This is a genomic window from Cellvibrio sp. UBA7671 (genome assembly GCA_002483145.1).
Taxonomy (GTDB): Bacteria; Pseudomonadota; Gammaproteobacteria; order Pseudomonadales; family Cellvibrionaceae; genus Cellvibrio; species Cellvibrio fibrivorans.
Map to the genome: position 1 here is coordinate 113,612 of DLHJ01000014.1, position 26,165 is coordinate 139,776.

Genomic DNA, 26,165 nt, shown 5'->3' on the forward strand with positions numbered 1-26,165 from the left:
GGTTTAAGAACATGCGTCAAATCGTACTGGATACTGAAACTACCGGCTTGGAAACCTCCCAGGGGCACCGGATTATTGAAATCGGCTGCGTAGAGTTATTCAATCGCCGCCTCACGGGCCGCCACTACCATCAATACATAAAACCCGAACGTGAGATAGATGCAGGCGCACAGGCTGTGCATGGTATTAGCAACGCCATGTTGGAAGATAAACCGGTGTTTGCACGTATTGCAGATGAGTTTTTGCAGTTTATTGGCGATGCGGAATTGATCATCCATAACGCCGCGTTTGATATCGGCTTCCTCAATTACGAAATGAATATGCTGCGCCCGGGTTTTGGCAGCATCAGCGACCGCTGCCATGTCATAGATACTTTGTTGATGGCGCGCGCCAAGCATCCCGGTCAGAAGAACAACCTGGACGCGCTCTGCAAACGCTATGGTGTTGATAACTCCCAGCGCGAGTTGCACGGCGCTTTGCTCGATGCCGAAATTTTGGCCGACGTCTATCTTTTAATGACCGGCGGCCAGACTGCCTTATCCCTTGGTGGTAACCAATCCAAAAACGAAGATGGCGGCGACCAAAATGAGCTGCGTAGACTGGCGCCCGGTCGCAAGCCCTTGCCGGTTATTTTGGCCACGGAAGAAGAGCTGGTATTACACGAACAAAAATTGGCGGTGATTGCTAAAAGTAGTGGCGACAATTGCGTTTGGCTGCGCGAATAAGCAGCGGAAAAATTCCGTTGGCATACCAAGTAGAAAAAATGATCAAGTGAGAGATGTTTGGCAATCTCCCGGACTTGCCCCGCTTATTTGTGCGGCAGCGGTGAAATAAGGCCAAACATGGTATAGAGTCAATGTGACTTGTATGTATTGCTTGGCTTGCCGCCGTTGTGTGCGAGCCCCAACCCGTTAAGAGACAAACGCCAGGATGTTATTGTGAGCACAACAGAAACCTTAAATCTCGCCTCCCTCAAAATGGTTCAGGACGAACTGGTTGCCACCATTGAGCAATCGGCCATCCGCTTGGAGCAGTTTTCGCAAGATCGCAACAACGGCGAGCTGCTGCAAAACTGTATTGATGGTATCAAACAAATTCGCGGCATCCTCAGTTTGATCCAGCTGCGCGGTGTGGATTTGTTGGCCGAAGAGCTGGTCATCCACATTACCGATATCACCTTGGGTGAAGACGAAAAAACTGATGCGAAATTGGAGTTGCTGACATCCAGCTTTTTTATCCTGCCGCGCTATCTTGAATACTGCACACAAACCGCGCGCAGCATGGCGATGCTGTTGATTCCCCACATAAATGAATTGCGTCTGGCCCGCAAGGTGGCGCCGCTGCCGGAAAGTTATTTTTATCCGTTGCCCTCTGTAAAAGCGAACCGCAGTTTGGTTGCTGCGCAGCAATTGCCGGAAGATTTGAGTGTGCTGGTGCGCCGCTTGCGCCACATGTACCAAACCGGTTTATTGAACGTCCTTAAAAATGTGCAAACAAAAGCCTCGCTGGGCATGATGACCCGTGCATTGCAACGCTTGGAAGCTGCTGCCGCTGGCAGTGTGCTCAGCAACTTCTGGTGGTTGAGCAGCGCTACACTGGCAGCACTCGCTGAAAAAAATATGCGCCTGACCAAAAGCCGCAAAATGCTTCTCAGTGCAATCGAGCGAGAAATAAAGCGGTTTCAGTTTGAAGGTAAAGCTGTCTTCACTCGCGAAGTAGAGCCAGCGTTGCAAAAAGAATTGGTTTACTTGCTTGCGCTCTCTCATTCTGAGCAGGAGGTTTCCAAAACCGTTTTGTCTGCTTACGGTATGCCATCGTTAAGTTACACCGAGGCAGAACTTGCACGTGAAATGGAGTTCCTCAATGGCCCCAGCGCCAATACCATCAGTTCGATGGTCGCTGTGTTAACCGACGAGTTGCACAGCACCAAAAATATTCTCGAGCGCGCTGCGCAGGGCGGCGCTGAACTTTTGAGCGAATCGCCAGAATTATTGGAAACCCTTAAAAAAGTGGCCGATATTTTATCGATTGTGGGTCTGGTATCGCCAAGCAATAGCCTCAAACAAGAAATCGAAAAGATCGCTGTATGGCAAGCCAATCATACACCTGTCACACCCGATGAATTGCTGGTGGTTGCCGATACCCTGTTATACGTCGAAAGCACTATTGCCGGATTGCATAACGCCAATCTGTCTGATGAAAAAGTGGCACAGATCAATGCGCTGTCGCGCGATGCGGCAATGGCCAATAACCAAATCGCTGAAGCTGAAAAAATCGTTATAGATGAGGCGGAAGCTGGTTTGTCGATGGTCAAGCGTGCGCTTACCGCATTTGCAGAATCCAATTACGACAAAGGCCATATCCGCAATATTTCCGGCATACTGGATTCAGTGCGCGGTGGTATGTTCTTATTGGGGTTGTCGCGCGCGGCGAACGTACTTGCAGGTTGCATGCGTTTTGTCGATGAGGATTTATTGGCTTCGGATCAGCATCCCGCAGTGCAACATCTGTTAGAAACTTTTGCCGATGCAGTTATCAGCCTTGAATATTATCTCGATGCAATCAAGCTTGATAAAAATGCTGATACCAGTGTATTGCAAATTGCCGAAGAGAGTTTGCAAGCGCTGGGCTACAACGTCTAATCATGTCTTTCCGTTTTGATCCCGCTTCATTTGAATTTCACGCCTCCACTATAGCGCCGGTTGTTTCCCGCAACCGGCGTTTTATTATTGTCGCGGCATCGCCTGCTTATCGCTGCGACCAGCTGCTTTGCGATACCTATGGTCATTTGTTGCTCGCCAATGAATCGCATCTGCAAGACTTTGGTTTAACTCTCGCAAGTGAGCACTATTTGGGTGTCCTCAACGGCGAGGATTTGTGGGTCAAGGTATTTGCTTCCGGTGTTTTGCCTGGGGAGTATCAGTGGCTCGGTTTGCGTTCGCAGCTAGAGATTTTATCGGCAAGTGAATTTCAGTTGGCGGGGCGCGCCCTGCAGGTCGCGCAATGGTTTTATGATCATCGCTACTGCGGCCGTTGCGCGCGCGAAACTTTGCAGGATGATGTCGACCGGGCCAAAGTCTGTAGTGCGTGCGAACTCCGTTTTTACCCGCGCATATCCCCTTGTATGATCGTACTGGTTACTCGCGGAGAAGAATTGTTGCTTGCACATCATCAACGCTCTACAAGGGTGATGTATTCAACTCTGGCAGGATTTGTGGAGGCAGGGGAAAGTGTCGAGGAGTGTGTTCGCCGCGAAATTTTGGAAGAGGTAGGTGTAACAGTCGGCAAGTTGGAGTATTTCCGCAGCCAACCTTGGCCATTCCCCAGCCAATTAATGCTCGGCTTTTTTGCAGAATATGAGGGGGGCGATATCCATATTGACCCTACGGAAATTGTGGATGCGAAATGGTTCCGTTACGACCAGTTGCCTCAGACGCCAGCACCCGCTAGTGTAGCGGGGCAATTGATCGCTCATCACATCGAGCGCTTGCGTCAAATCAACCCTCACCATAAACAATAACAAGCTGTTAACACAGGTAGGACATTTATGATTTTTACCTTACTGGCGATTCTTATTGGTCTTATTGCTGCCTATCTAGCGTATAACGCGGTGAGCCTCCTCTGGAAAAATTCCTGGTTTGTCGGTTTTTGCCGGGGGATGTTTGGTTTGGCATTGCTGGCTGCAGGCACACTAGTGGCGCTAACTGCTTATGATGTCTACAGCTACAAGCAAGTCTTGCAAGAGCAGGTGGTCGCCACCATTAACTTTGACAAGATCGAAGACCAGCATTATTTTGCGGTGCTCTCCGATAAGGATGGCAAAGAGCAGCGTGTTGAGATACGCGGTGACCAATGGCAACTGGATGCGCGTATTGTGAAGTGGAAAGGGTATCTTTCTACCTTTGGTCTCAAGCCCGCATTCAGGCTCGAACGTTTGAGTGGCCGCTATTACGATATCGAGCAGGAAACCACCTCCAAGCGCACCGCTTACACCGTGCATGACAGCTTGTACGGTGTTGATGTTTGGAAAATTTTTCATTCCAATCCTGGATGGGTGCCAGTTGTTGATGCCGTTTACGGCTCAGCTACCTACTTGCCGATGAAAGATGGTGCTTTGTTTGAAATCAGCCTTTCCAATACCGGTTTGGTGGCGCGCCCCATAAACGAAGTTGCCCGTGAAGCAGTGGCAGAATTTAATTAATTTTTGTTGTCCCCGATTCATTTCATTTAAAAGTTGTACGGAGTTTACCCTTTGGAATTTTTAACAGAGTACGGTTTGTTTCTCGCCAAGACGATCACCTTCGTTGCGGCCATTGTTGTCATAATTACAGTTGCGGTATCAATGGGTGGGCGTAACAAAAAGTCAGATAAAGGGCATATTGAGGTGACCAAACTCAATGAGAAGTTTGATCACCTGCGCGACTCCTTGCGCGATGCCATGTTGGATGACGAAGAGTACAAAGAGTTTGAAAAAGCGGAAAAGAAACGCTTAAAAGAAGAGAAGGCACAAAAGAAGAAAGCTGCCAAAGAAATGGCAAAAACCAAAACTGACGAAACCGCCAGTGATGCCGCAGAGACAACGAAAAAGCGTATCTTCGTGTTGGATTTTTACGGTGATATTAAAGCTTCCGAAGTGGAATCGCTGCGGGAAGAAATCAGCACCGTCTTAACCCTCGCTAAACCTACTGATGAAGTGGTCGTAAAAGTAGAGAGCGGTGGTGGCATGGTGCATAGTTATGGTTTGGCATCGAGCCAGTTGGCGCGTATCACCAACAAAAATATCCCGCTCACAGTATGCGTTGATAAGGTTGCTGCCAGCGGTGGTTATATGATGGCCTGCGTGGCCAATAAAATTGTTGCCGCACCTTTTGCAATCCTTGGATCTATCGGTGTAGTTGCGCAGCTACCCAACTTCCATAAACTGCTCAAGAAAAACGATATTGACTATGAAATGTTTACCGCTGGCGAGTACAAGCGCACAGTGACCATGTTTGGTGAAAATACCGAGAAAGGTCGCGCAAAATTTGTAGAAGAACTGGAAGACACTCATGTTCTGTTTAAAGAATTTGTGAGTGAGCATCGCCCACAGGTTGATGTGGTGAAAGTCGCTACGGGTGAGGTGTGGTTCGGCCGTCGCGCCATAGAAGTGAACCTAATTGATGAAATGCAAACCAGTGATGAGTATTTGTTCGCTCAAGCTGAGAATGCGGATATTTATGAAGTTGAATTCACTTACAAAAAATCCCTGCCTGAAAAATTGGGCTTTGCTGCGCAAGCTGCAGTGGATCGGTTATTAATGACTTGGTGGGAGCGGTTGAATATCAGCCGCTGGTTCTAACCAAAAACTTTATAACCATGAGCGGTGCCTGAGGGCACCGTTTTTGTTTGTACACCTTTTTGTTTGTATAAAAGTATTTGTCTGAATATGACGGGAGCAATCAATGATTTTCTCAACCACCAAACTCCAAATGCCCACGCGCGACCAAGCCTTGAAGGGGAGAGAAGATGTTATGCGTGTTGATAATCAACACGCAGTAAAGAATGCGACGATCAAGCCGCCGTTTCCCGATGGGCATGAACGGATTGTATTTGGCTTGGGTTGTTTTTGGGGCGCGGAGCGCAAGTTTTGGCAGCAGCCGGGGGTTTATACAACGGCGGTGGGGTATGCAGCAGGTTATACGCCAAATCCAACCTATGAAGAGGTGTGCAGTGGTTTAACCGGGCACAATGAAGTTGTATTAGTGGTCTTTGATCCCAAAGAAACGTCGCTGGAAAAATTGTTAAAAGTATTTTGGGAATCGCACAACCCAACCCAAGGGATGCGTCAGGGTAATGACCGTGGCACCCAGTACCGCTCCGGTATTTATTATTTTAATGAAGCACAGCGCGAATTGGCTGAGCAGACAAAAGCGGCTTATCAGGCTGCCTTAAATGAAAAAAATATTGGTGAGATAACTACCGAAATTTTACCTGCCAGCGAATTTTATTACGCTGAAACCTATCATCAACAATACCTGCATAAAAATCCCGGTGGCTATTGTGGTTTGGGCGGCACAGGTGTTTGCTACGCTGACGATTTTTAATCGTGTTAAATATCATCGTCATACCCGCGAGCGCGGGTATCTATTACTGTTGAATAAATATTACATCGCCTCGTAATAGGGGCCACTGCCACCCTGAGGTGGCACCCAGGTAATATTTTGTGTGGGATCTTTAATGTCACAGGCTTTGCAGTGGATGCAATTGGCGGCATTGATTTGCAAGCGCGATGTTTTATCTTTTTCGATAATTTCATACACGCCCGCCGGGCAATAGCGTTGTTCAGGTGCTGCATAAAGCGCGAGATTCGTCGCAATCGGTATAGTGGTATCGGCTAATTGTAAATGAACTGGTTGATCTTCCTCGTGTTGGATATTGGCTAAATAAATTGACGCCAAACGATCAAAGGTGATTTTCCCATCTGGCGCAGGATAATTAATGGGCTGCGCATCTTTTGCCGCAACCAGTGTTTCATGATCCGCCTGTTTATGTTTTAACGTCCACGGAAGGGTAATGCCAAGTGAGTGCAGCCACATATCCACACCACCGTATAAAGTCCCTCCAATATTCCCCCATGCCGAAAGCGCCGGTTTGATATTGCGCACCTTATATAAATCTTTCCACAGCCATGAGGAGCGAATTTTTTCCGGGTACGCATGCAATAGCGGCTCGTATTGGTCGTGCGCCAGAGCGGCAATAATAGTGTCCGCCGCGAGCATGCCGGATTTCATTGCATTGTGTGAACCTTTAATTTTTGGCACATTGACAAAACCCGCGGAACAACCAATCAACGCGCCACCAGGGAAGATTAATTCCGGTAGCGATTGCACGCCGCCTTCATTAATGGTGCGCGCGCCATAAGAAAGTCGTTTGGCATTCTGTAATAAAGGTTTAATGGCCGGATGGGTTTTAAAACGCTGGAATTCCTCAAAGGGATTTAAATAAGGATTGCGGTAATTTAAATGCACCACAAAACCCAGCGCAATTTTATTGTCAGTCAGGTGATACAAAAATCCGCCGCCGCCGGTGTGGTTATCCAGCGGCCAGCCCTGTGTATGCAGCACCGAGCCTTCATTGTGTTGGCTCGGGTCAATACTCCAAACTTCTTTAAACCCTAAGCCGTATTTTTGCGGCTCGGCATTCGCGCGCAAATTAAATTTTTGCTCCAGCGATTTTGCGAGTGATCCCCGTGTACCTTCTGCTATCAACGTATAGCAAGCATGTAATTCGATTCCGGCAGAAAACGTATTCTTATGGCTTCCATCGCGTGCAACGCCCATATCGCCGGTGATAATGCCTTTAACACGGCCATCATCACCATAGAGAATGTCGCTGCCGTTAAAACCAGGAAATAAATCTACGCCTAATTCTTCTGCTTGCGTTGCTAACCAACGGCAGACTTGCCCAAGGCTTACAATATAATTGCCGTGATTATTCATTAGCGGCGGTAAGACCGCAGCGGGAATTTTGTAATGGTTATTTTCAGTCAGCCATAGGAATTGATCCTGTTTCACCTCTGTTGTGATAGGTGCGCCTTTGCTTTTCCAATCGGGAATTAATTCATTCAATGCTATAGGGTCAATCACTGCGCCGGATAAAATCTGCGCACCGACTTCAGCGCCTTTTTCCAACACGCAAACACTCAGGTCGCGCCCCTGGTCACTGGCAAGTTGTTTCAAACGAATGGCAGCAGCAAGGCCCGCAGGGCCGGCACCGACAATCACTACGTCATATTGCATTTGATCGCGTTGGGTCATAACAAACTCAGACAGAAGAGGTGATAGAAGACGTTAAACGTATTTCGTCACTGCGTTTTATATTGGCGGTGAGCGTGCGGCAATAATCGAGAAAGGCAATCATCGCTGGTGTTTGGTAACGGTTTTTATGCCACACAAACATAAATTGGCGACGCAAATCCAACATGGGTGTTTTAATTTCTACCAAGCTTCCGCGCTTGAATGCATCACGCACGGCCAAGCGTGAAATGCAACCAATGCCCAGTCCGGATTCTACCGCGCGTTTAATTGCCTCAGTGTGTTCCAGTTCCAAACGAATTTTTAATTGAGGTAAATAGTGGCGCAATGCCTGATCGAAGGTTTCGCGAGTACCCGAACCTTGCTCGCGCAATATCCAGGTGGCCGCTAACAACTCATCTATTGTTGCTGCACTTTTAGTGGCGAGCGGATGGGAGGGTGCGCAAAATACCGCGAGCTCATCGTCAATCCAGCTTTCTGCTTGCAGCTCTGGGTGATGGCAGCTGCCTTCAATTAATCCTAAATCTAATTCATAGCCTGCAACCTGCTGCAAAATCGCCTGGGTATTTTTTACCTGCAGCGCGATATGGCAATCCAGATGATTCTGCATAAATTCGCTGATGATCATAATTGCCAGATAGTTGCCGATCGTGAGGGTCGCGCCGACATTCAAATCCCCCAGCGCCGACTTTCCCTCCAATAGCTGCTGGATTTCGCCCGCTTGGGTGAGCAAGCTGCTCGCAACAGGTAACAGGGTTTTACCCAAAGCGTTGAGTTTAAGCAGCTTGCCGTTGCGGTCAAAGAGTTGGCAATCAAACTGCCGCTCCAATTCGGCCAGCGCGGTGCTGGCGGCGGATTGGGATAAAGCGACCATTTCTGCCGCACGGGATACGTTTCCGGTGCGGGCGATGGCCACAAAGATCTCTAGTTGGCGCAGCGTATATCTCATATCTACTCTGTGAATATATAAAATATGGATTATCAATTTAACAAATATGCTAGCGCGAAATAGAATGGACATCAACAAGCATCTTGCTGACTTTTGATGGAGGCTCGCAGTGAAAGTATTGATCGCGGTTAAACATGCCATTGATTACAACGTAAAACCCAATATCCATACCGAAACCGGGCAGGTAGAGCTCGCCCAAGTGAAAAAGGCGATCAACCCGTTTGATGAGATCTCACTGGAAGAAGCGGTGCGCTTAAAAGAGCGCGGGCAGGTGAGTGAGATCATTGCGGTATCAATTGGTGGTGCTGAGGCTAAAGACAGCTTGCGCCATGCCTACGCTTTGGGCGCTGATCGCGCGCTCTTGATCGAAACTGACGCGCAACTACAACCCCTTGCGGTAGCCAAACTATTAAAAGCGATAGTTGCTCGCGAGCAACCACAACTTATCTTCCTCGGTAAACAAGCGGTCGGTGAGGATTACGGCCAAACCGGGCAGATGCTCGCGGCATTACTCGGTGTAGGTGTGGGTACTTTTGCATCAACGATTCAGCTTAATGACGATCACGTTGTAGTGACACGTGAAGTGGATAAAGGAACGCAAACCCTCTCGGTAAAACTACCAGCAGTTGTTACATCGGATTTACGTTTGAATGAACCGCGCTTTATCAAATTACCCAATTTGATGATGGCCAAGAAAAAAGCGATTGAAACTATCGCGGTGAGCGAGTTGGATGTTGATCTCGTGCCACGCTTTAGTGTCATTAGCTCGCGTGAGCCACAACAAAAACCCGGTGCAATCCAATTGGCCAATGTGCAGGAATTGGTTGCGAAATTGCGTCAAGCGGAGGTGTTGCAATGAGTGTATTAGTGTTGGCAGAACGCGAAGGTAAGCAATTAAAGCCATCTACCTATCAAGCGGTGACCGCCGCTGCGGCCTGGCAATTGCCGATAGATTTATTAGTGTATGGCGATGATGTGGAAGCTGTTGCAGCAGAAGCAAAACAATTGGCTGGTGTGTGCCGTGTACTGACTGCACAAGCAGGGCACTTACTGCATCCGCTAGTGGAAGATGTGCAGGAATTGGTTTTAAGCATTGCTAAGCAATACACTCACATCCTCAGTGCACACAGTGTGCTGGGTAAAAGTGTGGTGCCGGGCATTGCTGCACGTTTGGATATCGCACCCATCACCGATGTTATTGAAATTAAAGCTCCCTCAACTTATGTGCGCCCCGGTTATGCGGGTAATATTTTATCCACCATTAAAAATCATGAGCCTGTGCAAATTATCACTGTGCGTGCGACTGCGTTTCGCGCGAGCAATCGCGGTGGAGATGCGGAGATTTTTACTATTGATGTGCCGCCAGCGCGCGAAATCAGTCAATGGATTAGCGAGCAACTTACCCATTCTGAACGCCCTGAGTTAAATTCGGCGCGTGTTGTGATCGCTGGTGGCCGCAGTTTAGGCGAGGAATTCAATGCGTTGCTGGACCCTATCGCCGTGCAGTTAGATGCAGCAATCGGTGCAACTCGCGCGTGTGTTGATGCAGGATTTGCTGCTAATGATTTACAGGTGGGGCAGACGGGCACCATCATTGCGCCTGAGTTATACATCGCAGTTGGGATTTCCGGTGCAATGCAACACCTTGCTGGTATTAAAGACAGTAAAATAATTGTGGCGATTAATCACGACCCAGATGCTCCCATTTTTAAGCATGCTGATTATGGTTTGGTGGCAGATTTATTTACGGTCTTGCCTGAATTGAATTCGGCGTTACAACAAAGCTAACTATTCGATGGTAGGAATTTTTTAATGAGCGCATTTAATACGCAAAAGGTTTTGTCGGTTACTCACTGGAACGATAGTTTGTTTAGTTTTACTACAACCCGCGATGAATCATTTCGTTTTGAGAATGGCCAGTTTGTCATGATTGGTTTGCAGGTAAATGATAAGCCGCTGCTGCGAGCTTATAGTATCGCCAGTCCCAATTACGCCGAGCATTTGGAATTCTTTAGTATTAAAGTTCCCAATGGGCCGCTTACATCGCGTCTGCAAAATATTAAAGTGGGTGATGATATTTTGGTTGGGCGCAAGCCAACAGGGACATTGCTGTTGTCAGATTTAAAGCCCGGTAGGAATTTATACTTCTTATCAACGGGAACTGGTCTTGCTCCTTTTATTAGTCTGATTCAAGATCCGGAAGCCTACGATAAATTTGAAAAAATTATTCTTGTGCACGGCGTGCGCAAAGTGGACGACCTTGCTTATCGCGACTTCATCACCAAAGAATTACCGAACAATGAATTTTTAGGTGATGATGTAAAGCAAAAATTAATTTATTATCCGACTGTCACACGCGAAGCGTTTGAAAATGAAGGTCGGTTAACGGATTTGTTAGCCAGTGGGAAATTGTTGGCTGATATTGGCTTGCCGCCACTGAATCCGAAAACTGATCGTGCAATGCTTTGCGGAAGTCCCGGTATGCTGGATGATACTTGTGTGTTGTTGGATGGTGCGGGTCTGCAAGTGTCTCCGCGTATTGGTATCGCGGGCGATTATGTTATTGAACGTGCGTTTGTGGAAAAGTAATTTTCTCTATCTTCTTTGATAAAAATAAATCCGGAAAATAATGATATGTTTTACGGATTTTTTATTCTTCACTTCTTCATTTCTTCATTTCTTCATTTCTTCATTTCTTCATTTCTTCATTTCTTCACTTATTTATTCTCTTTTTTCTACTTTTTATTGGCTTTACTCCTCGTTTACCGCAAATTTGATTTTTTGTGTTTTTCTATTTACGCAGTTTTTACGCGAAAAATATTTTATGGGAAATTTATTTCACGTTTACGGCTTGTTAACGATGTAAAAAATTAAACGTAATACACTGATTAAAAGTTAAGGAAATAATTTTTATATATCGCTTTTTATTGGTGTAAAAAATCCGTTTAACAGGCGTTAATTCGACGTTAATTTCCCGTAAAGAAAATATCTGGTTTTATAGCTTAAACGGTATAGAAGTAAATATTGTAGATCTCTAACTTTAAAGATGTATTGGCTATGACTTATAACGCAAATAAAACGGTTTTAGAAAAATCCAGCGGATTAATCTTTGTTGCACTCTTTCATGCGGTCATCATCTATGGACTTGCAGTGGGCTTGGGGCATGATCCAATGAAGCTGGTTAAGCAGCAAATTGATGCAAAAATTATTGAAGATGAAGCGCCGCCAGAAGAGGAGGCGCCACCGCCACCTCCGCCGGATTTTGTACCTCCACCACCGGATTTTGTGCCGCCCCCGGATATTGATTTTGCACCGGATGTAGCACCTGCGAATGCCAACGCGATTACTGTTTCTACCAAGCCCGTAGAAGTAAAAGCTACGCCAGCACGTTCACCGAAAAAAGGTCTGAGCAAGCCACCTTACCCATCTGGATCGCAGCGTTTGGGGGAGGAAGGTGTAGTCGGTTTGGCGCTTTATCTCGGTGAAGACGGCAAAGTTATGGATGGAAAAATTGATAAGTCCAGTGGTTTTGAGCGCTTGGATGCATCAGCACTGAAGCACGCAATACGCGCTTGGAAATTTGAGCCTTGCACTAAATCGAACCAACCGGTTGCTTGTTGGCATCGCATTAATTTCCGTTTCAAACTCGATCAAAAATAGTGAACGCATGGCGCTGCAATAAATGCGGTCGCCAATCAGTTTAAAAGTAATCCAAATAGTCATCGTTTATTTACATTGGGGTTTTTAAAAATGAAAACAAAATTCTCTACATCCATTGTTTTACAACTGGTGCTGTTATTGGGGGCACCCCTGTACGTGACAGCAGTTTATGCGCAAGACACAACAACCGATGTCTCTGTCACTGTAGCTCCTGTCGATACCAGCGTTCAGCCCGGGGATTCAGCAGCGGAAGCAACAGCAATTGATGCCAGCATGGTGACACCTGAACAAGCAACCGATGGAGCTGCCAGTATTGACACCAGTTCGGTAGCAACATCTGACGCGGCTGCCAATGCCGCGACAACCGCAGAAGCGGCCACGGCAGAAGCGCACAGCCAATATGGTTTGGGCGCGCTATGGGCGCAGGGCGATGTTATTGCGCGCGGCACGTTGATTATTATGATTCTGATGTCGGCGGCAACCTGGTACGTGCTGGTAACCAAATTAATTCAGCAACAGGGTTTGCTGTCGCAAGCAAAAGCCAGCCGCAAATTCTGGGAAGCCAAAGAAATGGCTGAGGGTTTGAATACCTATAAATCCGATAGCGCATTTCGTGCAGTGGCAGAAGACGGAATCCTCGCGGTGAAACAACACAACTCCCGTAACGGTGAAAAAATTGAATTGCCTGAATGGCTTGCCCTGCAATTGCAACGCTCTGTTGAGCGTGTGAGCGGCCAGCTGCAAAACGGTTTGTCACTGCTGGCGACTGTCGGTTCATGTTCACCGTTCGTAGGTTTGTTTGGAACCGTGTGGGGTATTTATCACGCCTTGATCGCGATTGGTTTGGCCGGTCAAGCAAGTATTGACAAGGTGGCCGGCCCTGTAGGCGAAGCCTTGATTATGACGGCGATTGGTTTGGCGGTCGCGGTACCTGCGGTGCTGGGTTACAACTGGTTGGTGCGCCGCAATAAAGTGATTGTCGATTCATTGCGTAACTTCGCAGCCGATATGCACGCAAATCTCGCGATGGGTGTGCGCGGCGGACAAAATAACCAAGCCTGATGTCAATATTGTCCGCGCCTGCATACTGCGGGCGCGAATAAATAAATGGCTATCAATACTGACTGTGAAGTGAGAATTATATGGGCATGAATATTTCGTCTGGCGATGAAGAGCAGCTCAATTCAACAATCAATACCACACCCTTGGTCGATGTGATGTTGGTGATGTTGATTATCTTTTTAATCACGATTCCCGTAGTGATTAAAACGGTACAAGTTGATCTGCCCAATGTGTCTAACACGCCGACACAAACCAAACCCGAAAATATTGTTATCGCTGTTACCAAAGATGGCGAATATTTTTGGAATGAAGCACGCGTTGCCGATAAAGCGGCGCTGTTAGTTAAATTGAAAACCATTTCCGTTATGCATCCGCAACCAGAGGTGCATATTCGCGGCGATTTGAATGGTCGTTATGAACATGTTGGCCGCCTGGTTTTATATTGCCAGCGCGCGGGTATTAGCAAAATAGGTTTTATCACCATACCAACGCGTTAATCACATACTTTAAAGAGGTTTAAGCCATGGGCATGAATATTGGCAATGGTGGGAATGATGACGTGATGGTGGAGATGAATACCACTCCACTGATTGACGTGATGTTGGTGTTGATTGTGATGCTAATCATTACCTTGCCCGTTCAGACACATGCAGTAAAAATGGATATGCCGGTAACAAATTCACCACCACCGACCGAGCTGCCGGTGGTGATCAATATTGAAGTCGATTTCGATGGAACCATGCGTTGGGATGGCAGCGTGATTCGCGATGGCGAAATGTTAAAAAATTACATGCTTCATGCCGCCAATATGGAACCAAAACCAGAGCTTCATTTAAAGCCGCATAAGCTCGCCAAGTATGATGTGGTTGCAAAAATACTTGCCACTGCGCAGCGTTTGGGGTTGACCAATATTGGTATTGTCGGCAATGAAAAACTGGAATAAACATTTTCTTCCACTTTTATTGCCTAAAAATCACATCGTTAAAAATGGTTAAAGTTATGAATCCAACAACAAAAATGATTCGTCTTTTACGTGTTGCTGTGCTGGGCGTTTGTTCCTGTGTAGCAATTGCCCCGCTGGTTAGCCAGCACGCATTTGCCGCCAAGGCGGCAGAAACTCAACAAGTCAGTGCCAAGGTGGGCAAGCCGTTAAAAAAAGCGCGCGAGTTTATGGATGCAAAACAATGGAAAGAAGCGCTCGCCAAAACTAAAGAAGTAGCAGCGATGCCAGGGAAAAATTCGGCTGAAGAAGCGATTGTCAATGAGATGCTCGCGTACTGCATGATGAACCTGAAAGATTATGCCGGCGCAGTCGGTGTGTACGAAACCATGTTGACGGCCGGGCAGTTTAAAGCGGAAGAGATTCCCAAACGCCTATTGACCATGTCGCAAATTTATTTTGCACTGAAAAATTATCCAAAATCCATCCAATATGGTGAGCGCTATTTAAAAGAAGCAGGCGCAGATTTGGAAGTCTTTCGTCAGGTTTCGCAAGCTTATTATTTGCAAAATGATTTCGCACATGCAGGTGAGTATGTGCAACGTTTGATCGATGCCGCGAAAAAACAAGGCAAGCCAGTTGAAGAAGATTGGCTGAAATTGTTGATGAGCACGCAGCATAAACAAAACAAAAAAGTAGAGGTAGTAGCTACCCTTGAACGTTTGCTTGCCACATATCCGAACGATCAATATTGGTCAGATATGTTTACCTACTTATTGCAAGGTTCATCGTTTAGCGATGGTGAAAATATTATCTATTTGCGGTTAGTCCAACAGGCCAATTTGTTGCAAGCCAATGAATATGTGGAATTGGCAGAATTATCACTGGCAATAACAAATCCTGGTGAGGCCAAAGCTGTTTTAGAGGAGGGCTTTACTAAAGGTGTGCTGGGCAAAGATGAATCCAAAGATCGCGATTTGAAATTATTGGCGATGGCAAGAACCCAAGCGGCTGAGGACTTAACCTTGCTGCCCTCAATTGAGAAAGAAGCTGCCGCTAAACCTACCGGTGAAGCATTGGTGAAAGTGGGTGAGGCCTATTTGGGGCACGGAAAATATGAAAATGCGATTGCGGCGTTTACGAATGGGCTGGCAAAAGGTGGAGTCAAAGATAAGGATGAGGCCAGTATTAATCTGGGCATTTCGTATCTGCGTTTGAACAAATCTGCTGAAGCAATCAAGGCATTCAATTCAGTTCCTGCTTCATCGAAACTGGCTCTTATGTCGCGCCTCTGGGTAATTCAGGCGGGCAAAAGCCAATAAGTTGTTGTCGTAACTGCGGTTAATCCCCCATTTCTCCCGTACGGATGCGGGTCAAGTGGGTTTTTTCTGTTTGCAGCGCTGTAATGTGCTGTTATTCCTTCTTGTTGGTTGTGTGTGTTTAGATGCCAGTGTGTTGTCGCCCTGGCTATTGAGTTCAATGCCTGCGGTAGTTTTTCAGCCTGAGGTATTGATGCATGTCGCCGCTTCCCAACAAAACCCGCCTGTACGAAGCCTTAGGACAGATAGTGGTGTCGTTCAAAACCTTGGAGCAGGGCGTTGATGGCCTTATTTTGGCCTGCATGAAATCGCCAGCAACCGAGGGCAAGACCATTCTTATTGACCAGATACCCTTCGCGCACCGGGTCAGTAGCGTGAGCGAGCTGGTTAGGGAATTGCACCGTGAATATGAGCTGGGTGCATTGAATCAAACCTTAACTGCGTTAGTGGAGCGCTGTGTTAGCTGTGAGCAGCAACGCAATAATTGGATTCGCTCTTACTGGGTGCCGGAAGTAGAAAGTGCTGTAGGTACAGTGATGCGCTTGCGGCGCTCAGGTGACACCTATGGTGTGAGATTGGAGCCAGTTGATATCGTTGAGTTGGAAAATTTTATTGTGGTACTGAATGCGACAGTTGCCTATCTATACGGATTCCATCAAAAACTTGCTGTTAATTTCAAACGTATTGAGGGCGTTCAACATCACGAGATTTTTTTAAAAACACCCAGGCTTTTAGATGGCCTGGGTGGTAGTAATTGATAGTCGGAAAAATTACTTTTCAACATTCGCTGCATGTAACCCGCATTCTTTTTTCGTGGCTTCTTCCCACCACCAGCGACCTTCACGCTCGTGCTGCCCCGGCGCAACCGGGCGCGTGCAAGGCTCACAGCCGATGGAAACAAAACCGCGCTCGTGCAATTCGTTGTAAGGCACTTCGCACATGCGGATGTAATCCCAGACTTCTTTGGATGACCAATTAGATAGCGGATTAAATTTCGTGAGTTTTCCGCCGGGGCGTGCGAATAATTTATCGTCTTGAATAACCGGAATTTCGGCGCGGGTCGGGCTTTGGTCCTTGCGTTGGCCGGTGATCCAGGCATCCACAGTCAGCAATTTTTTGCGCAGTGGCTCAATCTTGCGGATGCCACAGCATTCTTTGTGGTCATCTTCATAAAAACTGAACAGGCCTTTCTCCTGCACTAGTGCGCGCACTGCTTCGCCATCGGGTGAAATCACATCAATCTTGATGCTGTAATGCTTGCGTACTTTTTCGATAAAACGATAAGTCTCTGCATGCAAGCGGCCAGTATCGAGACAAAAAACTTGTACATCCGGGCGATAGTTGCGGGCCATTTCGATCAGCGCCACGTCTTCCGCACCGCTAAAGGAAATAGCAATATTGTCGAATTGGCTGAGCGCATACTTGATGATCTTTTGCGGGCTTTCCTGTTGCAGCTTGGCGTCGAGGTCGATGAGGTTTATCTGGTTGTCGGTCATGTTGGCTACTCACGGTCATTCGTTCTGGTAGGTTCTAGGTATGGGTGGCAGGATACCAGAGGAGGGCATGCCAGCCCAAGCAATCCGGCCGGTTTGAGTTTGCTTTAGCCGGTTAAAACGGGTAGATTGCCGCCACTCTTTTGGGCTTATTAGTCTATTTATTAACCGTTTTGGAGGTTGTTGTGGAATTAGCATGTCTTGATCTGGAAGGTGTACTTGTCCCGGAAATCTGGATCGAATTCGCGAAAGTTACCGGCATTGAAGAACTCAAAGCCACCACCCGCGATATTCCTGATTACGATGTATTGATGAAGCAACGCATTCGCATCCTGGAACAACACAAGCTCGGCTTGAAAGAAATCCAGGATGTCATCGCAACCCTTAAACCACTCGATGGCGCTGTTGAATTTGTCGATTGGTTGCGCGAGCGCTTTCAGGTCATCATCCTGTCAGATACTTTTTATGAGTTCTCCCAACCGCTGATGCGCCAACTGGGTTTCCCAACCCTGTTATGCCATCGTTTGAATGTGGACGAGCGCGGTATGGTAGTGGGTTACACCCTGCGTCAACGCGATCCAAAGCGTCAGTCAGTATTGGCTTTGAAAACCCTTTACTACCGTGTAATTGCAGCAGGCGACTCCTACAACGACACCACTATGCTGGGCGAGGCAGACCAGGGCATCCTGTTCCACGCACCGCAAAACGTGATCGAACAATTCCCGCAATTCCCTGCGGTTCATACTTACGAAGACCTGAAGAAAGAGTTTATTAAAGCGAGCAATCGTGAATTGAGTTTGTAATTCTTAGCACGATAAAAATGCAAGCAATAAAAAAGGGTCGATTGTTCGACCCTTTTTTATTGGTAGTTAGATGCTCAATAAAAATCTGTTTTTCACCCTACCAAATCTTCACCCGCACTTTCTCATCGCGATACATCCCATCACCCGCTTTCACGTCATATACCTTATAAAACTCCGGCATATTCGACAGTGGTCCCAATACGCGATACATACCGGGTGAGTGGGGGCCGTTGATGACTTGGCGGCGCAAAGCCTCATCGCGGTATTTGATTCGCCATACTTGCGCCCAGCCCATAAAGAAGCGCTGTTCAGCGGTAAAGCCATCAATAGTTTTGCCGGATTTTCCCGCGAGTGAATTTTTAAAAGCCCGATGGGCGAGGGTGACGCCGCCGAGGTCGGCAATGTTTTCGCCTAAACCCAAGGCGCCTTGCAGGTGCAAATCATCAATCGGGTTAAATGCGCTGTACTGATCGATCATTAATTGCGCGCGGGATTTAAATTGCGCAGCGTCTTGTTCAGTCCACCAATCGCGCAGATTGCCATCGCCGTCCGAGTGGCGACCTTGGTCGTCAAAGCCGTGGGTGAATTCGTGGCCGATGACCGCGCCAATTGCACCGTAGTTAACCGCATCATCCGCTTGCACATTAAAGAACGGTGGTTGCAGGATTGCAGCAGGGAACACAATCTCATTCATGCTCGCGTTGTAATAGGCATTTACGGTTTGTGGTGTCATGCCCCATTCAGTGCGATCAACCGGTTTGCCCAGTTTTGCAACCGCGCGCTCGTGTTCGCATGCTGCTGTGCGGCGCAAATTAGCGATTAATTCTTTTGCATTGATATTAACGCACTCGTAGTCGCGCCATTTATCCGGATAGCCAATTTTGGTGGTGAATTTTGCAAGCTTTGCGCGCGCTTGCGTTTTGGTTTCCGGGCTCATCCAGGTCAGCTCATCAATTGATTGGCCGTAGGCGATGCGCAGGTTTTCAATCAATTGATCCATGCGCGCCTTGGCATCTGGCTGGAAATGTTTATCCACGTATTTTTTGCCGACGAGAAAACCCAGTTGGGTATCGGCCAATTTCGCCGCGCGTTTTTCGCGGGGGCGCTGCTCTTGCACGCCGCTTAATGTCTTGCCATAAAAATCAAAATTGGCATCGACAAAGGCTTTGCTCAAATTACCTGCGTCGTTATTGATCAAATGGAATTTCAAATATTGTTGCCACTGAGCAACAGGAGTTTGGGCTTGCAATTTGGCAAAGGCGTTAACGTAGGTGGGTTGGTTAATCACCACTGCGTCAATATTGCCTAACTGCGCCGCTGTGAAAAATGCGTTCCAATTCAAACCGGGTGCTTGTTTATTGAGTTCAACCAGCGTCATTTTGTTGTAGGTTGCTGTGCGGTCGCGATTTTGTACGCGGGTCCAATGCAGATTGGCGATTTTTTTCTCCAGCGCGACCACATCAGCGGCAGCTTTTTCTGGTTTAGGTATTCCGGCCAAACTCAATATTTTGGCAATGTAAGCCTGATATTTTCCGAGCAGTTCAATAGAGACCGCATCGTTTTTTAAATAGTATTCGCGATCAGGTAACCCTAAACCCGATTGATAAGCGCCGGTAATATACTGATCGGATTTTTTTTCATCCTGGTCGATATAAAGTTCAAGCGGAATGCCGATACCGTAGGCTTGCCATTCGCCCCAGAGCACGGCCAAATCGGCGTGGGATTTAAGTTTATCGATCTGTGCAAGATTGTGTTTGAGTGGTGTTAAACCCAATTGCTCAACCAAAGTCTCATCCAAAAATGATTTATACAAATCCGCAATTTTTTGCTCATCCGATCCAGCAATTTGTTGGGCCGCCGCAAGCTCTTGAATTAACGCGCGCACATCATTTTCTGCATTTTCGGCCAATGAGTCAAAACTGCCCCAGCGCGCTTTATCGGCAGGGATTTGCGTGTTGTCTACCCACTTGCCATTTACATAGCGGAAAAAATCCTGCTGCGGTGCAACGCTGGTATCCATACTGGCCAGATCAATACCTGAGCCAAGGGGCACGCCTGCTTGCGTTGTTGATGGATCTTTTTTGGGCGAGCTGTTATTGCTGCAAGAGCTAACCCCCAGCGCGAGCGAGATACCCAATGCAATTGCGGTCATTTTTTTCATTGCGGTTTCCTTTGAAGTTTATCTATCTTAGTCGCCTGATTGTTTTTAAAAATGAATAGAGTAAGTTTTCAACTTAGTAGAGCACACGTTTGAACATGCCCAGCGCCGTTTGGTAGCCCCATAATTGCAATTCAGCATCGTAGCGGTCACCTTCATCGCGCATAAACGCGTGTACACCATTCACTTCATGCCAGGTAAAGTTCACATTGCAGGCAACGAGATTGGCATACACTTTTGCGCGGCCTTCCGGTGGAATATGCGGATCTTGTTTGCCCCAGATCATTTGCAGTTCGCCTTTGATCTCGCTGGTGCGAGTCAAGCTTTCATTGCCGGGTTTTGATGGCGTTAAACCTGAATGGATATCGGTCGCGTAAAAACAACTGGTTGCACTGATGGCAGGATGAATTGCCGCGCGATAGGCCAATCCACCGCCTAAACAAAAACCCATAGCGCCGATCTTGCCGGAGTAGTAGGGCAGGGTTTGCGCGTAGTCGATCATCGCTTGCGTATCGGTATCGTGTGCCTCCAATGTCTTGGCGACTTTGTCGGCATTGCCTTTATCGCGGCCGGCATCGTCATAACCCAGTACAGTGCCGATCGGATTTAATTCATGGAACACTTCCGGAACAATTACGATAAAGCCATGGCCCGCCATAATTTGTGCGCTGCGGCGAATGGGGGAGGTTAGTTGGAAAATTTCAGAGTAGAGAATAATGGCGGGAAATTTTTTGCCGGCAGTTTCAGCGGTGTCTTTCGGGTGATAAACAAAGCAACGCATGATGCCAGTCGGGGTGTTGAGGTCAACCTGGTGATTCTGAATAAGCACGTTTCTCTCCTCGAAATTAATTGTTGCTCGAAATTGACTGTTGCTCGAAATTGATTGTTACCCGAAATGATTTGTTAATAAATAATTAAATGTCTGTTCCAAATTCCCGCTCAAGCGTATCCATCAATACTTTAACTTTGGCGATAGACTCGCGGTATTCCTGATCTGTTTCCGAATCGGCGATTATGCCACCACCACCCCAGCAGTGAATCTTATTGCCATCGCACACCAGCGTGCGGATCGCGATGCTGGTATCCATTTGGCCATCGGCACTGATGTAACCCAGGCTGCCGCAATATAGCGAGCGACGGGTGGGTTCCAGTTCTTCGATAATTTCCATGGCCCGGATCTTCGGCGCGCCGGTAATACTGCCACCGGGGAAGGCATCGCGCAGCACATCAATTGCACTCGCATTCGCTTTTAATGCCCCCGTCACGGTACTGACCAAATGATGGACATTGGCAAAGGTCTGCAGTTCACAGAGCTTAGGTACGCGCACATTGGCGCAATGTTTACTTAAATCGTTGCGCAGCAGATCGACAATCATCACATTCTCAGCGCGATTCTTCAGGCTGTTTTGCAGCCATTGGGCATTGGCTGCATCTTCCTCAGGGGTGATGCCGCGTTTGATCGTACCCTTAATCGGTTTGGTTTCCACCTCACTGCCGCGCACCTGAATAAATCGCTCAGGCGATAAGCTCAGCACCGCGCCCGTTTCCAATTGCATAAAGCCGGAGAAAGGCGAGGGCAGCGCATCGCGCAATACCAGGTAGGCGATAAACGGATCGCCGCTGAATTCCGCACTGAAGCGCTGGGCAAAATTTACCTGATAACAATCACCCGCGCGGATGTACTCCTGGATTCTTGCCAGTGCATCGCGGTAGTCGCTTACATTAAGATTGCTCTTGAAGTCACTGATTTCAAATGATTTATCGCCACTCTTAAGTGCTTGCTTTAAGTCGTGGAACACAGTGTTTTTAGCCTGCGCCGCGCACAATTGCTCAATATCCAAAAAGTTATAAGCGCCGCCAAGGGTTTGACTGAGTCTTTCATTGATCACCAACCAGCTCTGTTGCTGGCTGTGATCCTGCAGTATCGCCCAAGGGTAGATGCCGACCGACATGTCCGGAAGGGCAACATCATCCAGCGCAATGCTTGGAATAACTTCCAACCGGCGGCCAAGGTCATAACCAAAATAGCCGAGCGCTCCCCCGATAAAGGGAAGTGGATTGTCTTGGGAAGTTTGATCGATGGGGAGCAATTGTTTGAGCAGATAAAAAGGATCTTGCGCGGATTCTTCAGCGCGTCCGCTGGCGTACTGAATCAAGGTGGTAGCGCCGCGTGTCTGCAGTGAACATTGTGGTGCGGCGGCGATAATATCGAAGCGGCCATAGCTACTCCCGGGGTGCCCTGAGTCTAACCAGATGGCATTGGGTAAATGGCGTACAACCGCAAACCAATGGGCCGAATCTGGTTGATAAACAAGCGGAATAATGCGTGGCTCTTGATAGGCAAATTCGTGCATGAAATCTCGTCGGGCAGTGCCGTTACGGGGGCTGTATTCTACCCCATCACGCATGGCCTGCGGCAAATAGACTTTGGTGCCAAGCCCGTTTAAGCTGGCCGGACTTTTTTGTTTGCTTGTCTGCCCCACCGCTTCTTTGACCCAGTAAGGATTTCACGATGGATGTGCTCGTCTTTATTCTCGCCATGTTTCTGGGTGGCATTGCCGCCTGGCAAATCTTTAACTGGTACTACACCAAAAAATTCAAAGCACCCAAGCAAGATGTTGCCACTGAGTCCCTCGTATTACTTGAGCGTATAGAGAAGGTCTTTAAAGTCGTGTTAGCCGAAGGCTATTTCACCGAGATATACGACCACAACACCAAAAAAGATTTCTTCGGCATTTTCAAAACCAATAGCAAAGCATTGGTGGTCGCCAAAGCCAAAGTCTCAGTAGGTTACGATTTTTCCAAAATGAAATTCCGCCGCGATCACAACAGCCGCACCTTGGTGATTGAACATTTTGCCGACCCGGAAATTATCTCCATCGATACCGACTACAAGTTTTACGATATCAACCAGGGCATCCTCAATAAATTCGATAACGAGGACTACACCGCAATCCTCGCCGAAGCCAAAAAGTTGATGCAAGAAAAAGCGCAGGAAAGCGAGCTACCGGAGATAGCGCAAAAACAAGTGCAATTGATGATGCAACAACTCTGCGCCTCTGCCGGATGGCAGTTGGAGCATGAGAAAGTATTGGAACCGCTGAAAACGGTTCAGGTCATTACCGGCGACAATAATAAATAAGGAATTCAAAATGGCACTACTCATTATTTTTACGCTGGTCGGTATGGGCATTGGCGAAGCCGTGTTTTATAACAACGGTTGGATCATCGGCGGCGCACTCGGCTTTTTAATCACCAAAATTTTTCAAATGACCAGCACCATCAATCGCCTTGAGCGCGATGTGAAAATACTGCAAACCCAAGCCGAAAAATCGCCCCCGCCAATTGTGCAACCCGTTCAGCAACCGGCGGCGCCTGTTGTTGCCGAACCAGCGCCAGAAAAAATTCCATTGGCCGAGCGCTTGAAAGCCCATGGAATCGAATTGCCGCCAGAAGTACCGCAAACACCACATACACCTCAAACAGAAAGTTCTACAGCCAATAACGATCTACCCATCAACGATGCGGAGCTTGAAAACCTCGCCATGGCGACCGCGCAACCTGCCGCTGAGCAAATCACACCCGCTGTTGCGTCTGTCCAATACAAACCGCAAGCGCATGTCCCCGCAGAACCTAACGCATTTGAAAAAGGTATTGCTTATGTGAATCGCTTTTTTACCGAGGGCAATCCCATTGTGCGCATCGGTATGGTGGTGATGTTTTTCGGTTTAAGTTTTTTAGTGAAATACGCGTCCAACCAAGGTCTGTTGCCAATTGAGTTGCGTATGGCTGCCGTCGCAGCAGTGGCGATTGCATTAATCGGTTTAGGCTGGAAAACCCGCTTGAAAGAGGGCGGTTATGGATTGGTGTTGCAAGGCGGTGGTATTGCCGCACTCTATTTAACTGTATTCGCTGCGGCAAAAATGTATTCGCTGATGCCGACCGGTGCCGCCTTTGCGCTGATGTTTATTATTGTGATGCTCGGTGCCGCGCTTGCGGTATTGCAGAACGCACAAGTGCTTGCGCTTATGGCCACTGCCGGTGGTTTTCTTGCGCCCATACTTACGTCCGACGGCTCCGGCAATCATGTCGGCCTATTCAGTTTTTATCTGCTGCTTAATATCGGAATTCTCGCCATCGCCTGGTTTAAAACCTGGCGCTTGCTTAATTGGGTTGGTTTTGTGTTTACCTTTGTGATTACCTCGGCTTGGGGTGTGCTGGATTACCAGCCGCATTTGTACGCAAGCACTCAACCGTTTTTGCTCGCATTTTTCGCGCTTTATTTAACCGTTTCGATTTTGTTTTCGCTCAAGCAACCACCGAATTTGAAAGGTTTGGTAGATGGCAGCCTCACCTTTGGTTTGCCTATTGTCGCTTTTGGTTTGCAAACCGCATTACTTAAACACACTGAATACGGCTTGGCGATTAGTGCGTTGATCCTTTCATCTATTTACATTGGTTTGGCGCGTTTGCTCTGGGCTAAATACCAAACTACACATCGCGTATTGATCGAATCCTTTCTCGCACTCGGTGTTACCTTTGCCACCTTAACCATTCCGCTCGCGTTGGATGCGCAATGGACATCCGCCACCTGGGCGCTGGAAGCAACCGGTTTGATTTGGGTCGGTTTGCGCCAGCAGCGTTTCCTGCCGCGTTTTGCCGGCTATTTATTGCATATCGCAGCGGCCTTTTCGTTGATCATTCACGGCATAGATGCGGGTGCAATTCCGCTGATCGCAGGCGATTTTATTAGCCTCTTGATTTTGGCAGCGTCGGCCCTGTGCATTTCCTATTTACTCACGCGCTTTGCTGAACACAGTAATCGTTTTGAAAAGCCCTTCGCACAACTCACGCTAATCATTGGTTGGTTGTGGTGGTTACTCGCCGGTTATATCGAGATAGAAAAGCATATTCCCGGCGAACAACACTTCCCGTCGCTGATGTTATTTTTCGCAGGCTCGGTTGCAGCGCTGGTGTTATTAAGTGCAAAAGTGCAGTGGCAGCAATTAGCCCGCGTCGGTTTCTGGTTGTTGCCGTTAACCTGTGTATTGGCCATGAGCAATTTCGGCGAAGGCCTATTTATTGGTTACGACGTTTATCCATCGCAAGGTTGGGGTTTACTTGCGCTGCTGGCATTTGTGTTGGTGCAATATCGCTTTTTGTGGCGCCAACGCGAAATAAGTTCTTGCGGTTTACTCAGTGTGTTCCATGTGTTGACAGCCTGGTTTTTATTTAGCCTTGTGTATTGGGAGGCTAGCCATTGGCAAAATGAATTGCAGTGGTACGGTACCAGTGCAGCGGTATTGTGGTTTGCCTGTTTGGTAGTGCCTTTGGTTGCCTTGTTGAACCTCACCAATAAATCCATTTGGCCGTTTGCAAATTACCCGGCGGATTACAAAAACTTAATTCCTGCACCACTATTGTTTGGATTATTGCTCTGGTTTATTTATGCCAGCCACTATTCCGGTATTACCGATCAATTCTATTTGCCTATCTTAAACCCGCTTGATATTGCACAAGCGATGGTGGTGTTGATTTTTGCCTGCGCAATCGTCCGCGATTTTATCGGATTGAGTAAAGCACCTGCAGAGTTGCGTTATGGCGCAATCGGTTTATTGGGCTTTGTGTGGATTAACATTGTATTGCTGCGTGCAATTCACCAATACGCCGATGTTGCCTATGTATCCCATGTAATGTGGGATTCCGTCATCGTACAAATGGCGCTATCGATCCTGTGGGCGATCTGTGCATTAGTCATCATGAACCTCTCGCGCCGCTGGCAAGAGCGCAAACTCTGGATGCTCGGCGCCGGGTTATTAGGTTTAGTGTTGCTAAAACTTTTTACCAAAGACCTAACCGGCACAGGCACACTCGCGCGCATAGTCTCGTTTATGGTGGTAGGTGGTTTGATGTTGTTGATTGGTTATTTATCGCCAATTCCGGCGAAGGCGAAATCAACAACAGATGAAGAGGTTTGATTGTGGAGTT

At 47.6% G+C, this 26,165-nt stretch carries 24 protein-coding genes; 18 read left to right on the forward strand and 6 right to left on the reverse strand.

Going from position 1 to position 26,165, the window contains the following annotated elements; translation table 11 throughout:
* The first annotated feature begins 11 nt into the window (after positions 1-11).
* The 6 genes from dnaQ to msrA all read left to right on the forward strand — a co-directional run bounded on the left by dnaQ (position 12) and on the right by msrA (position 6,083).
* Positions 12-725: a DNA polymerase III subunit epsilon gene (dnaQ, locus tag B4E62_RS12250; protein ID WP_310071077.1), complete on the forward strand. Its 714-nt coding sequence runs from the start codon at positions 12-14 to the stop codon at positions 723-725.
* A gap of 213 nt (positions 726-938) precedes the next feature.
* Positions 939-2,642 (forward strand): pilus assembly protein, encoded by a 1,704-nt coding sequence (locus B4E62_RS12255; protein WP_310071075.1) that lies wholly within the window; start codon positions 939-941, stop codon positions 2,640-2,642.
* Positions 2,643-2,644: 2 nt separating this feature from the next.
* Positions 2,645-3,520: an NAD(+) diphosphatase gene (gene nudC / locus B4E62_RS12260; RefSeq protein ID WP_310071073.1), complete on the forward strand. Its 876-nt coding sequence runs from the start codon at positions 2,645-2,647 to the stop codon at positions 3,518-3,520.
* A 27-nt stretch (positions 3,521-3,547) separates the two neighbouring features.
* On the forward strand, positions 3,548-4,201 hold the full coding sequence (locus tag B4E62_RS12265) for a cation/multidrug efflux pump (RefSeq protein ID WP_310071071.1): 654 nt from the start codon (positions 3,548-3,550) through the stop codon (positions 4,199-4,201).
* A 51-nt stretch (positions 4,202-4,252) separates the two neighbouring features.
* Positions 4,253-5,338, forward strand: coding sequence for a protease SohB (gene sohB, locus B4E62_RS12270; RefSeq protein WP_331352256.1), 1,086 nt, complete (start codon positions 4,253-4,255; stop codon positions 5,336-5,338).
* A gap of 103 nt (positions 5,339-5,441) precedes the next feature.
* A complete protein-coding gene (gene msrA, locus B4E62_RS12275) occupies positions 5,442-6,083 on the forward strand; it encodes a peptide-methionine (S)-S-oxide reductase MsrA (RefSeq protein ID WP_331352257.1) in 642 nt (213 codons plus the stop codon).
* A 60-nt stretch (positions 6,084-6,143) separates the two neighbouring features.
* On the opposite strand, the gene B4E62_RS12280 is transcribed toward msrA, so the two are convergent.
* Positions 6,144-7,796: an electron transfer flavoprotein-ubiquinone oxidoreductase gene (locus B4E62_RS12280; protein ID WP_310071063.1), complete on the reverse strand. Its 1,653-nt coding sequence runs from the start codon at positions 7,794-7,796 to the stop codon at positions 6,144-6,146.
* A gap of 7 nt (positions 7,797-7,803) precedes the next feature.
* On the reverse strand, positions 7,804-8,742 hold the full coding sequence (locus B4E62_RS12285) for a LysR family transcriptional regulator (RefSeq protein WP_310071061.1): 939 nt from the start codon (positions 8,740-8,742) through the stop codon (positions 7,804-7,806).
* 109 nt (positions 8,743-8,851) lie between these two features.
* Here B4E62_RS12285 and B4E62_RS12290 point away from each other — a divergent pair, with 109 nt between their 5' ends.
* From B4E62_RS12290 to B4E62_RS12330, 9 genes are all read left to right on the forward strand, one after another.
* Positions 8,852-9,601: an electron transfer flavoprotein subunit beta/FixA family protein gene (locus B4E62_RS12290; RefSeq protein ID WP_331352258.1), complete on the forward strand. Its 750-nt coding sequence runs from the start codon at positions 8,852-8,854 to the stop codon at positions 9,599-9,601.
* Positions 9,598-10,530 carry an FAD-binding protein gene (locus B4E62_RS12295; RefSeq protein WP_331352259.1) on the forward strand — a complete coding sequence of 311 codons (933 nt, stop codon included), beginning with the start codon at positions 9,598-9,600 and terminating at the stop codon, positions 10,528-10,530. Before B4E62_RS12290 ends, B4E62_RS12295 begins: the two co-directional genes overlap by 4 nt.
* 24 nt (positions 10,531-10,554) lie before the next feature.
* Entirely contained in the window at positions 10,555-11,331 is a 777-nt protein-coding gene (locus B4E62_RS12300) for a ferredoxin--NADP reductase (RefSeq protein WP_331352260.1), read from the forward strand.
* A 468-nt stretch (positions 11,332-11,799) separates the two neighbouring features.
* Positions 11,800-12,402: an energy transducer TonB gene (locus B4E62_RS12305; protein ID WP_310071050.1), complete on the forward strand. Its 603-nt coding sequence runs from the start codon at positions 11,800-11,802 to the stop codon at positions 12,400-12,402.
* A 90-nt stretch (positions 12,403-12,492) separates the two neighbouring features.
* Positions 12,493-13,464, forward strand: a complete 972-nt coding sequence (locus B4E62_RS12310; protein WP_331352261.1) for a MotA/TolQ/ExbB proton channel family protein — start codon at positions 12,493-12,495, stop codon at positions 13,462-13,464.
* Positions 13,465-13,544: 80 nt separating this feature from the next.
* Positions 13,545-13,961, forward strand: coding sequence for a biopolymer transporter ExbD (locus B4E62_RS12315; RefSeq protein WP_331352262.1), 417 nt, complete (start codon positions 13,545-13,547; stop codon positions 13,959-13,961).
* A 26-nt stretch (positions 13,962-13,987) separates the two neighbouring features.
* Positions 13,988-14,407 carry a biopolymer transporter ExbD gene (locus tag B4E62_RS12320; RefSeq protein WP_331352263.1) on the forward strand — a complete coding sequence of 140 codons (420 nt, stop codon included), beginning with the start codon at positions 13,988-13,990 and terminating at the stop codon, positions 14,405-14,407.
* 56 nt (positions 14,408-14,463) lie between these two features.
* Positions 14,464-15,726: a tol-pal system YbgF family protein gene (locus B4E62_RS12325; protein WP_331352264.1), complete on the forward strand. Its 1,263-nt coding sequence runs from the start codon at positions 14,464-14,466 to the stop codon at positions 15,724-15,726.
* A gap of 194 nt (positions 15,727-15,920) precedes the next feature.
* Entirely contained in the window at positions 15,921-16,481 is a 561-nt protein-coding gene (locus B4E62_RS12330) for a hypothetical protein (RefSeq protein ID WP_331352265.1), read from the forward strand.
* 12 nt (positions 16,482-16,493) lie between these two features.
* Here B4E62_RS12330 and B4E62_RS12335 read toward each other — a convergent pair whose 3' ends face one another.
* Positions 16,494-17,219 (reverse strand): phosphoadenylyl-sulfate reductase, encoded by a 726-nt coding sequence (locus tag B4E62_RS12335; RefSeq protein WP_331352266.1) that lies wholly within the window; start codon positions 17,217-17,219, stop codon positions 16,494-16,496.
* 182 nt (positions 17,220-17,401) lie between these two features.
* Here B4E62_RS12335 and thrH point away from each other — a divergent pair, with 182 nt between their 5' ends.
* The gene (thrH, locus tag B4E62_RS12340; RefSeq protein ID WP_310071032.1) at positions 17,402-18,019 is read left to right on the forward strand and encodes a bifunctional phosphoserine phosphatase/homoserine phosphotransferase ThrH; all 618 of its coding nucleotides are present in this window, start codon (positions 17,402-17,404) and stop codon (positions 18,017-18,019) included.
* A 97-nt stretch (positions 18,020-18,116) separates the two neighbouring features.
* Here thrH and B4E62_RS12345 read toward each other — a convergent pair whose 3' ends face one another.
* The 3 genes from B4E62_RS12345 to pabB all read right to left on the reverse strand — a co-directional run bounded on the left by B4E62_RS12345 (position 18,117) and on the right by pabB (position 22,531).
* Complete coding sequence (locus B4E62_RS12345) at positions 18,117-20,180, reverse strand: M13 family metallopeptidase (RefSeq protein ID WP_331352267.1); 2,064 nt, start codon at positions 20,178-20,180, stop codon at positions 18,117-18,119.
* 73 nt (positions 20,181-20,253) lie between these two features.
* On the reverse strand, positions 20,254-21,006 hold the full coding sequence (locus B4E62_RS12350; RefSeq protein ID WP_331352268.1) for a dienelactone hydrolase family protein: 753 nt from the start codon (positions 21,004-21,006) through the stop codon (positions 20,254-20,256).
* Positions 21,007-21,091: 85 nt separating this feature from the next.
* Positions 21,092-22,531 carry an aminodeoxychorismate synthase component I gene (gene pabB / locus B4E62_RS12355; RefSeq protein ID WP_331352269.1) on the reverse strand — a complete coding sequence of 480 codons (1,440 nt, stop codon included), beginning with the start codon at positions 22,529-22,531 and terminating at the stop codon, positions 21,092-21,094.
* 158 nt (positions 22,532-22,689) lie between these two features.
* Between pabB and B4E62_RS12360 the strand changes: the two genes are divergently transcribed.
* Both B4E62_RS12360 and B4E62_RS12365 read left to right on the forward strand, forming a co-directional pair.
* On the forward strand, positions 22,690-23,319 hold the full coding sequence (locus B4E62_RS12360) for a DUF4230 domain-containing protein (protein ID WP_331352270.1): 630 nt from the start codon (positions 22,690-22,692) through the stop codon (positions 23,317-23,319).
* Positions 23,320-23,329: 10 nt separating this feature from the next.
* A complete protein-coding gene (locus B4E62_RS12365) occupies positions 23,330-26,155 on the forward strand; it encodes a DUF2339 domain-containing protein (protein ID WP_331352271.1) in 2,826 nt (941 codons plus the stop codon).
* Positions 26,156-26,165 lie beyond the last annotated feature (10 nt).

Bases quoted from the DNA above. Each gene is read 5' to 3' on its own strand.
- B4E62_RS12280 (WP_310071063.1), bottom strand. From the start codon at position 7,796: ATGACCCAACGCGATCAAATGCAATATGACGTAGTGATTGTCGGTGCC.
- B4E62_RS12265 (WP_310071071.1), top strand. From the start codon at position 3,548: ATGATTTTTACCTTACTGGCGATTCTTATTGGTCTTATTGCTGCCTAT.
- B4E62_RS12285 (WP_310071061.1), bottom strand. From the start codon at position 8,742: ATGAGATATACGCTGCGCCAACTAGAGATCTTTGTGGCCATCGCCCGC.
- B4E62_RS12325 (WP_331352264.1), top strand. From the start codon at position 14,464: ATGAATCCAACAACAAAAATGATTCGTCTTTTACGTGTTGCTGTGCTG.
- B4E62_RS12345 (WP_331352267.1), bottom strand. From the start codon at position 20,180: ATGAAAAAAATGACCGCAATTGCATTGGGTATCTCGCTCGCGCTGGGG.
- nudC (WP_310071073.1), top strand. From the start codon at position 2,645: ATGTCTTTCCGTTTTGATCCCGCTTCATTTGAATTTCACGCCTCCACT.
- B4E62_RS12365 (WP_331352271.1), top strand. From the start codon at position 23,330: ATGGCACTACTCATTATTTTTACGCTGGTCGGTATGGGCATTGGCGAA.
- B4E62_RS12295 (WP_331352259.1), top strand. From the start codon at position 9,598: ATGAGTGTATTAGTGTTGGCAGAACGCGAAGGTAAGCAATTAAAGCCA.
- msrA (WP_331352257.1), top strand. From the start codon at position 5,442: ATGATTTTCTCAACCACCAAACTCCAAATGCCCACGCGCGACCAAGCC.
- dnaQ (WP_310071077.1), top strand. From the start codon at position 12: ATGCGTCAAATCGTACTGGATACTGAAACTACCGGCTTGGAAACCTCC.
- B4E62_RS12305 (WP_310071050.1), top strand. From the start codon at position 11,800: ATGACTTATAACGCAAATAAAACGGTTTTAGAAAAATCCAGCGGATTA.
- B4E62_RS12330 (WP_331352265.1), top strand. From the start codon at position 15,921: ATGTCGCCGCTTCCCAACAAAACCCGCCTGTACGAAGCCTTAGGACAG.
- B4E62_RS12300 (WP_331352260.1), top strand. From the start codon at position 10,555: ATGAGCGCATTTAATACGCAAAAGGTTTTGTCGGTTACTCACTGGAAC.
- B4E62_RS12360 (WP_331352270.1), top strand. From the start codon at position 22,690: ATGGATGTGCTCGTCTTTATTCTCGCCATGTTTCTGGGTGGCATTGCC.
- pabB (WP_331352269.1), bottom strand. From the start codon at position 22,531: ATGCACGAATTTGCCTATCAAGAGCCACGCATTATTCCGCTTGTTTAT.
- B4E62_RS12315 (WP_331352262.1), top strand. From the start codon at position 13,545: ATGGGCATGAATATTTCGTCTGGCGATGAAGAGCAGCTCAATTCAACA.
- B4E62_RS12310 (WP_331352261.1), top strand. From the start codon at position 12,493: ATGAAAACAAAATTCTCTACATCCATTGTTTTACAACTGGTGCTGTTA.
- B4E62_RS12320 (WP_331352263.1), top strand. From the start codon at position 13,988: ATGGGCATGAATATTGGCAATGGTGGGAATGATGACGTGATGGTGGAG.
- B4E62_RS12335 (WP_331352266.1), bottom strand. From the start codon at position 17,219: ATGACCGACAACCAGATAAACCTCATCGACCTCGACGCCAAGCTGCAA.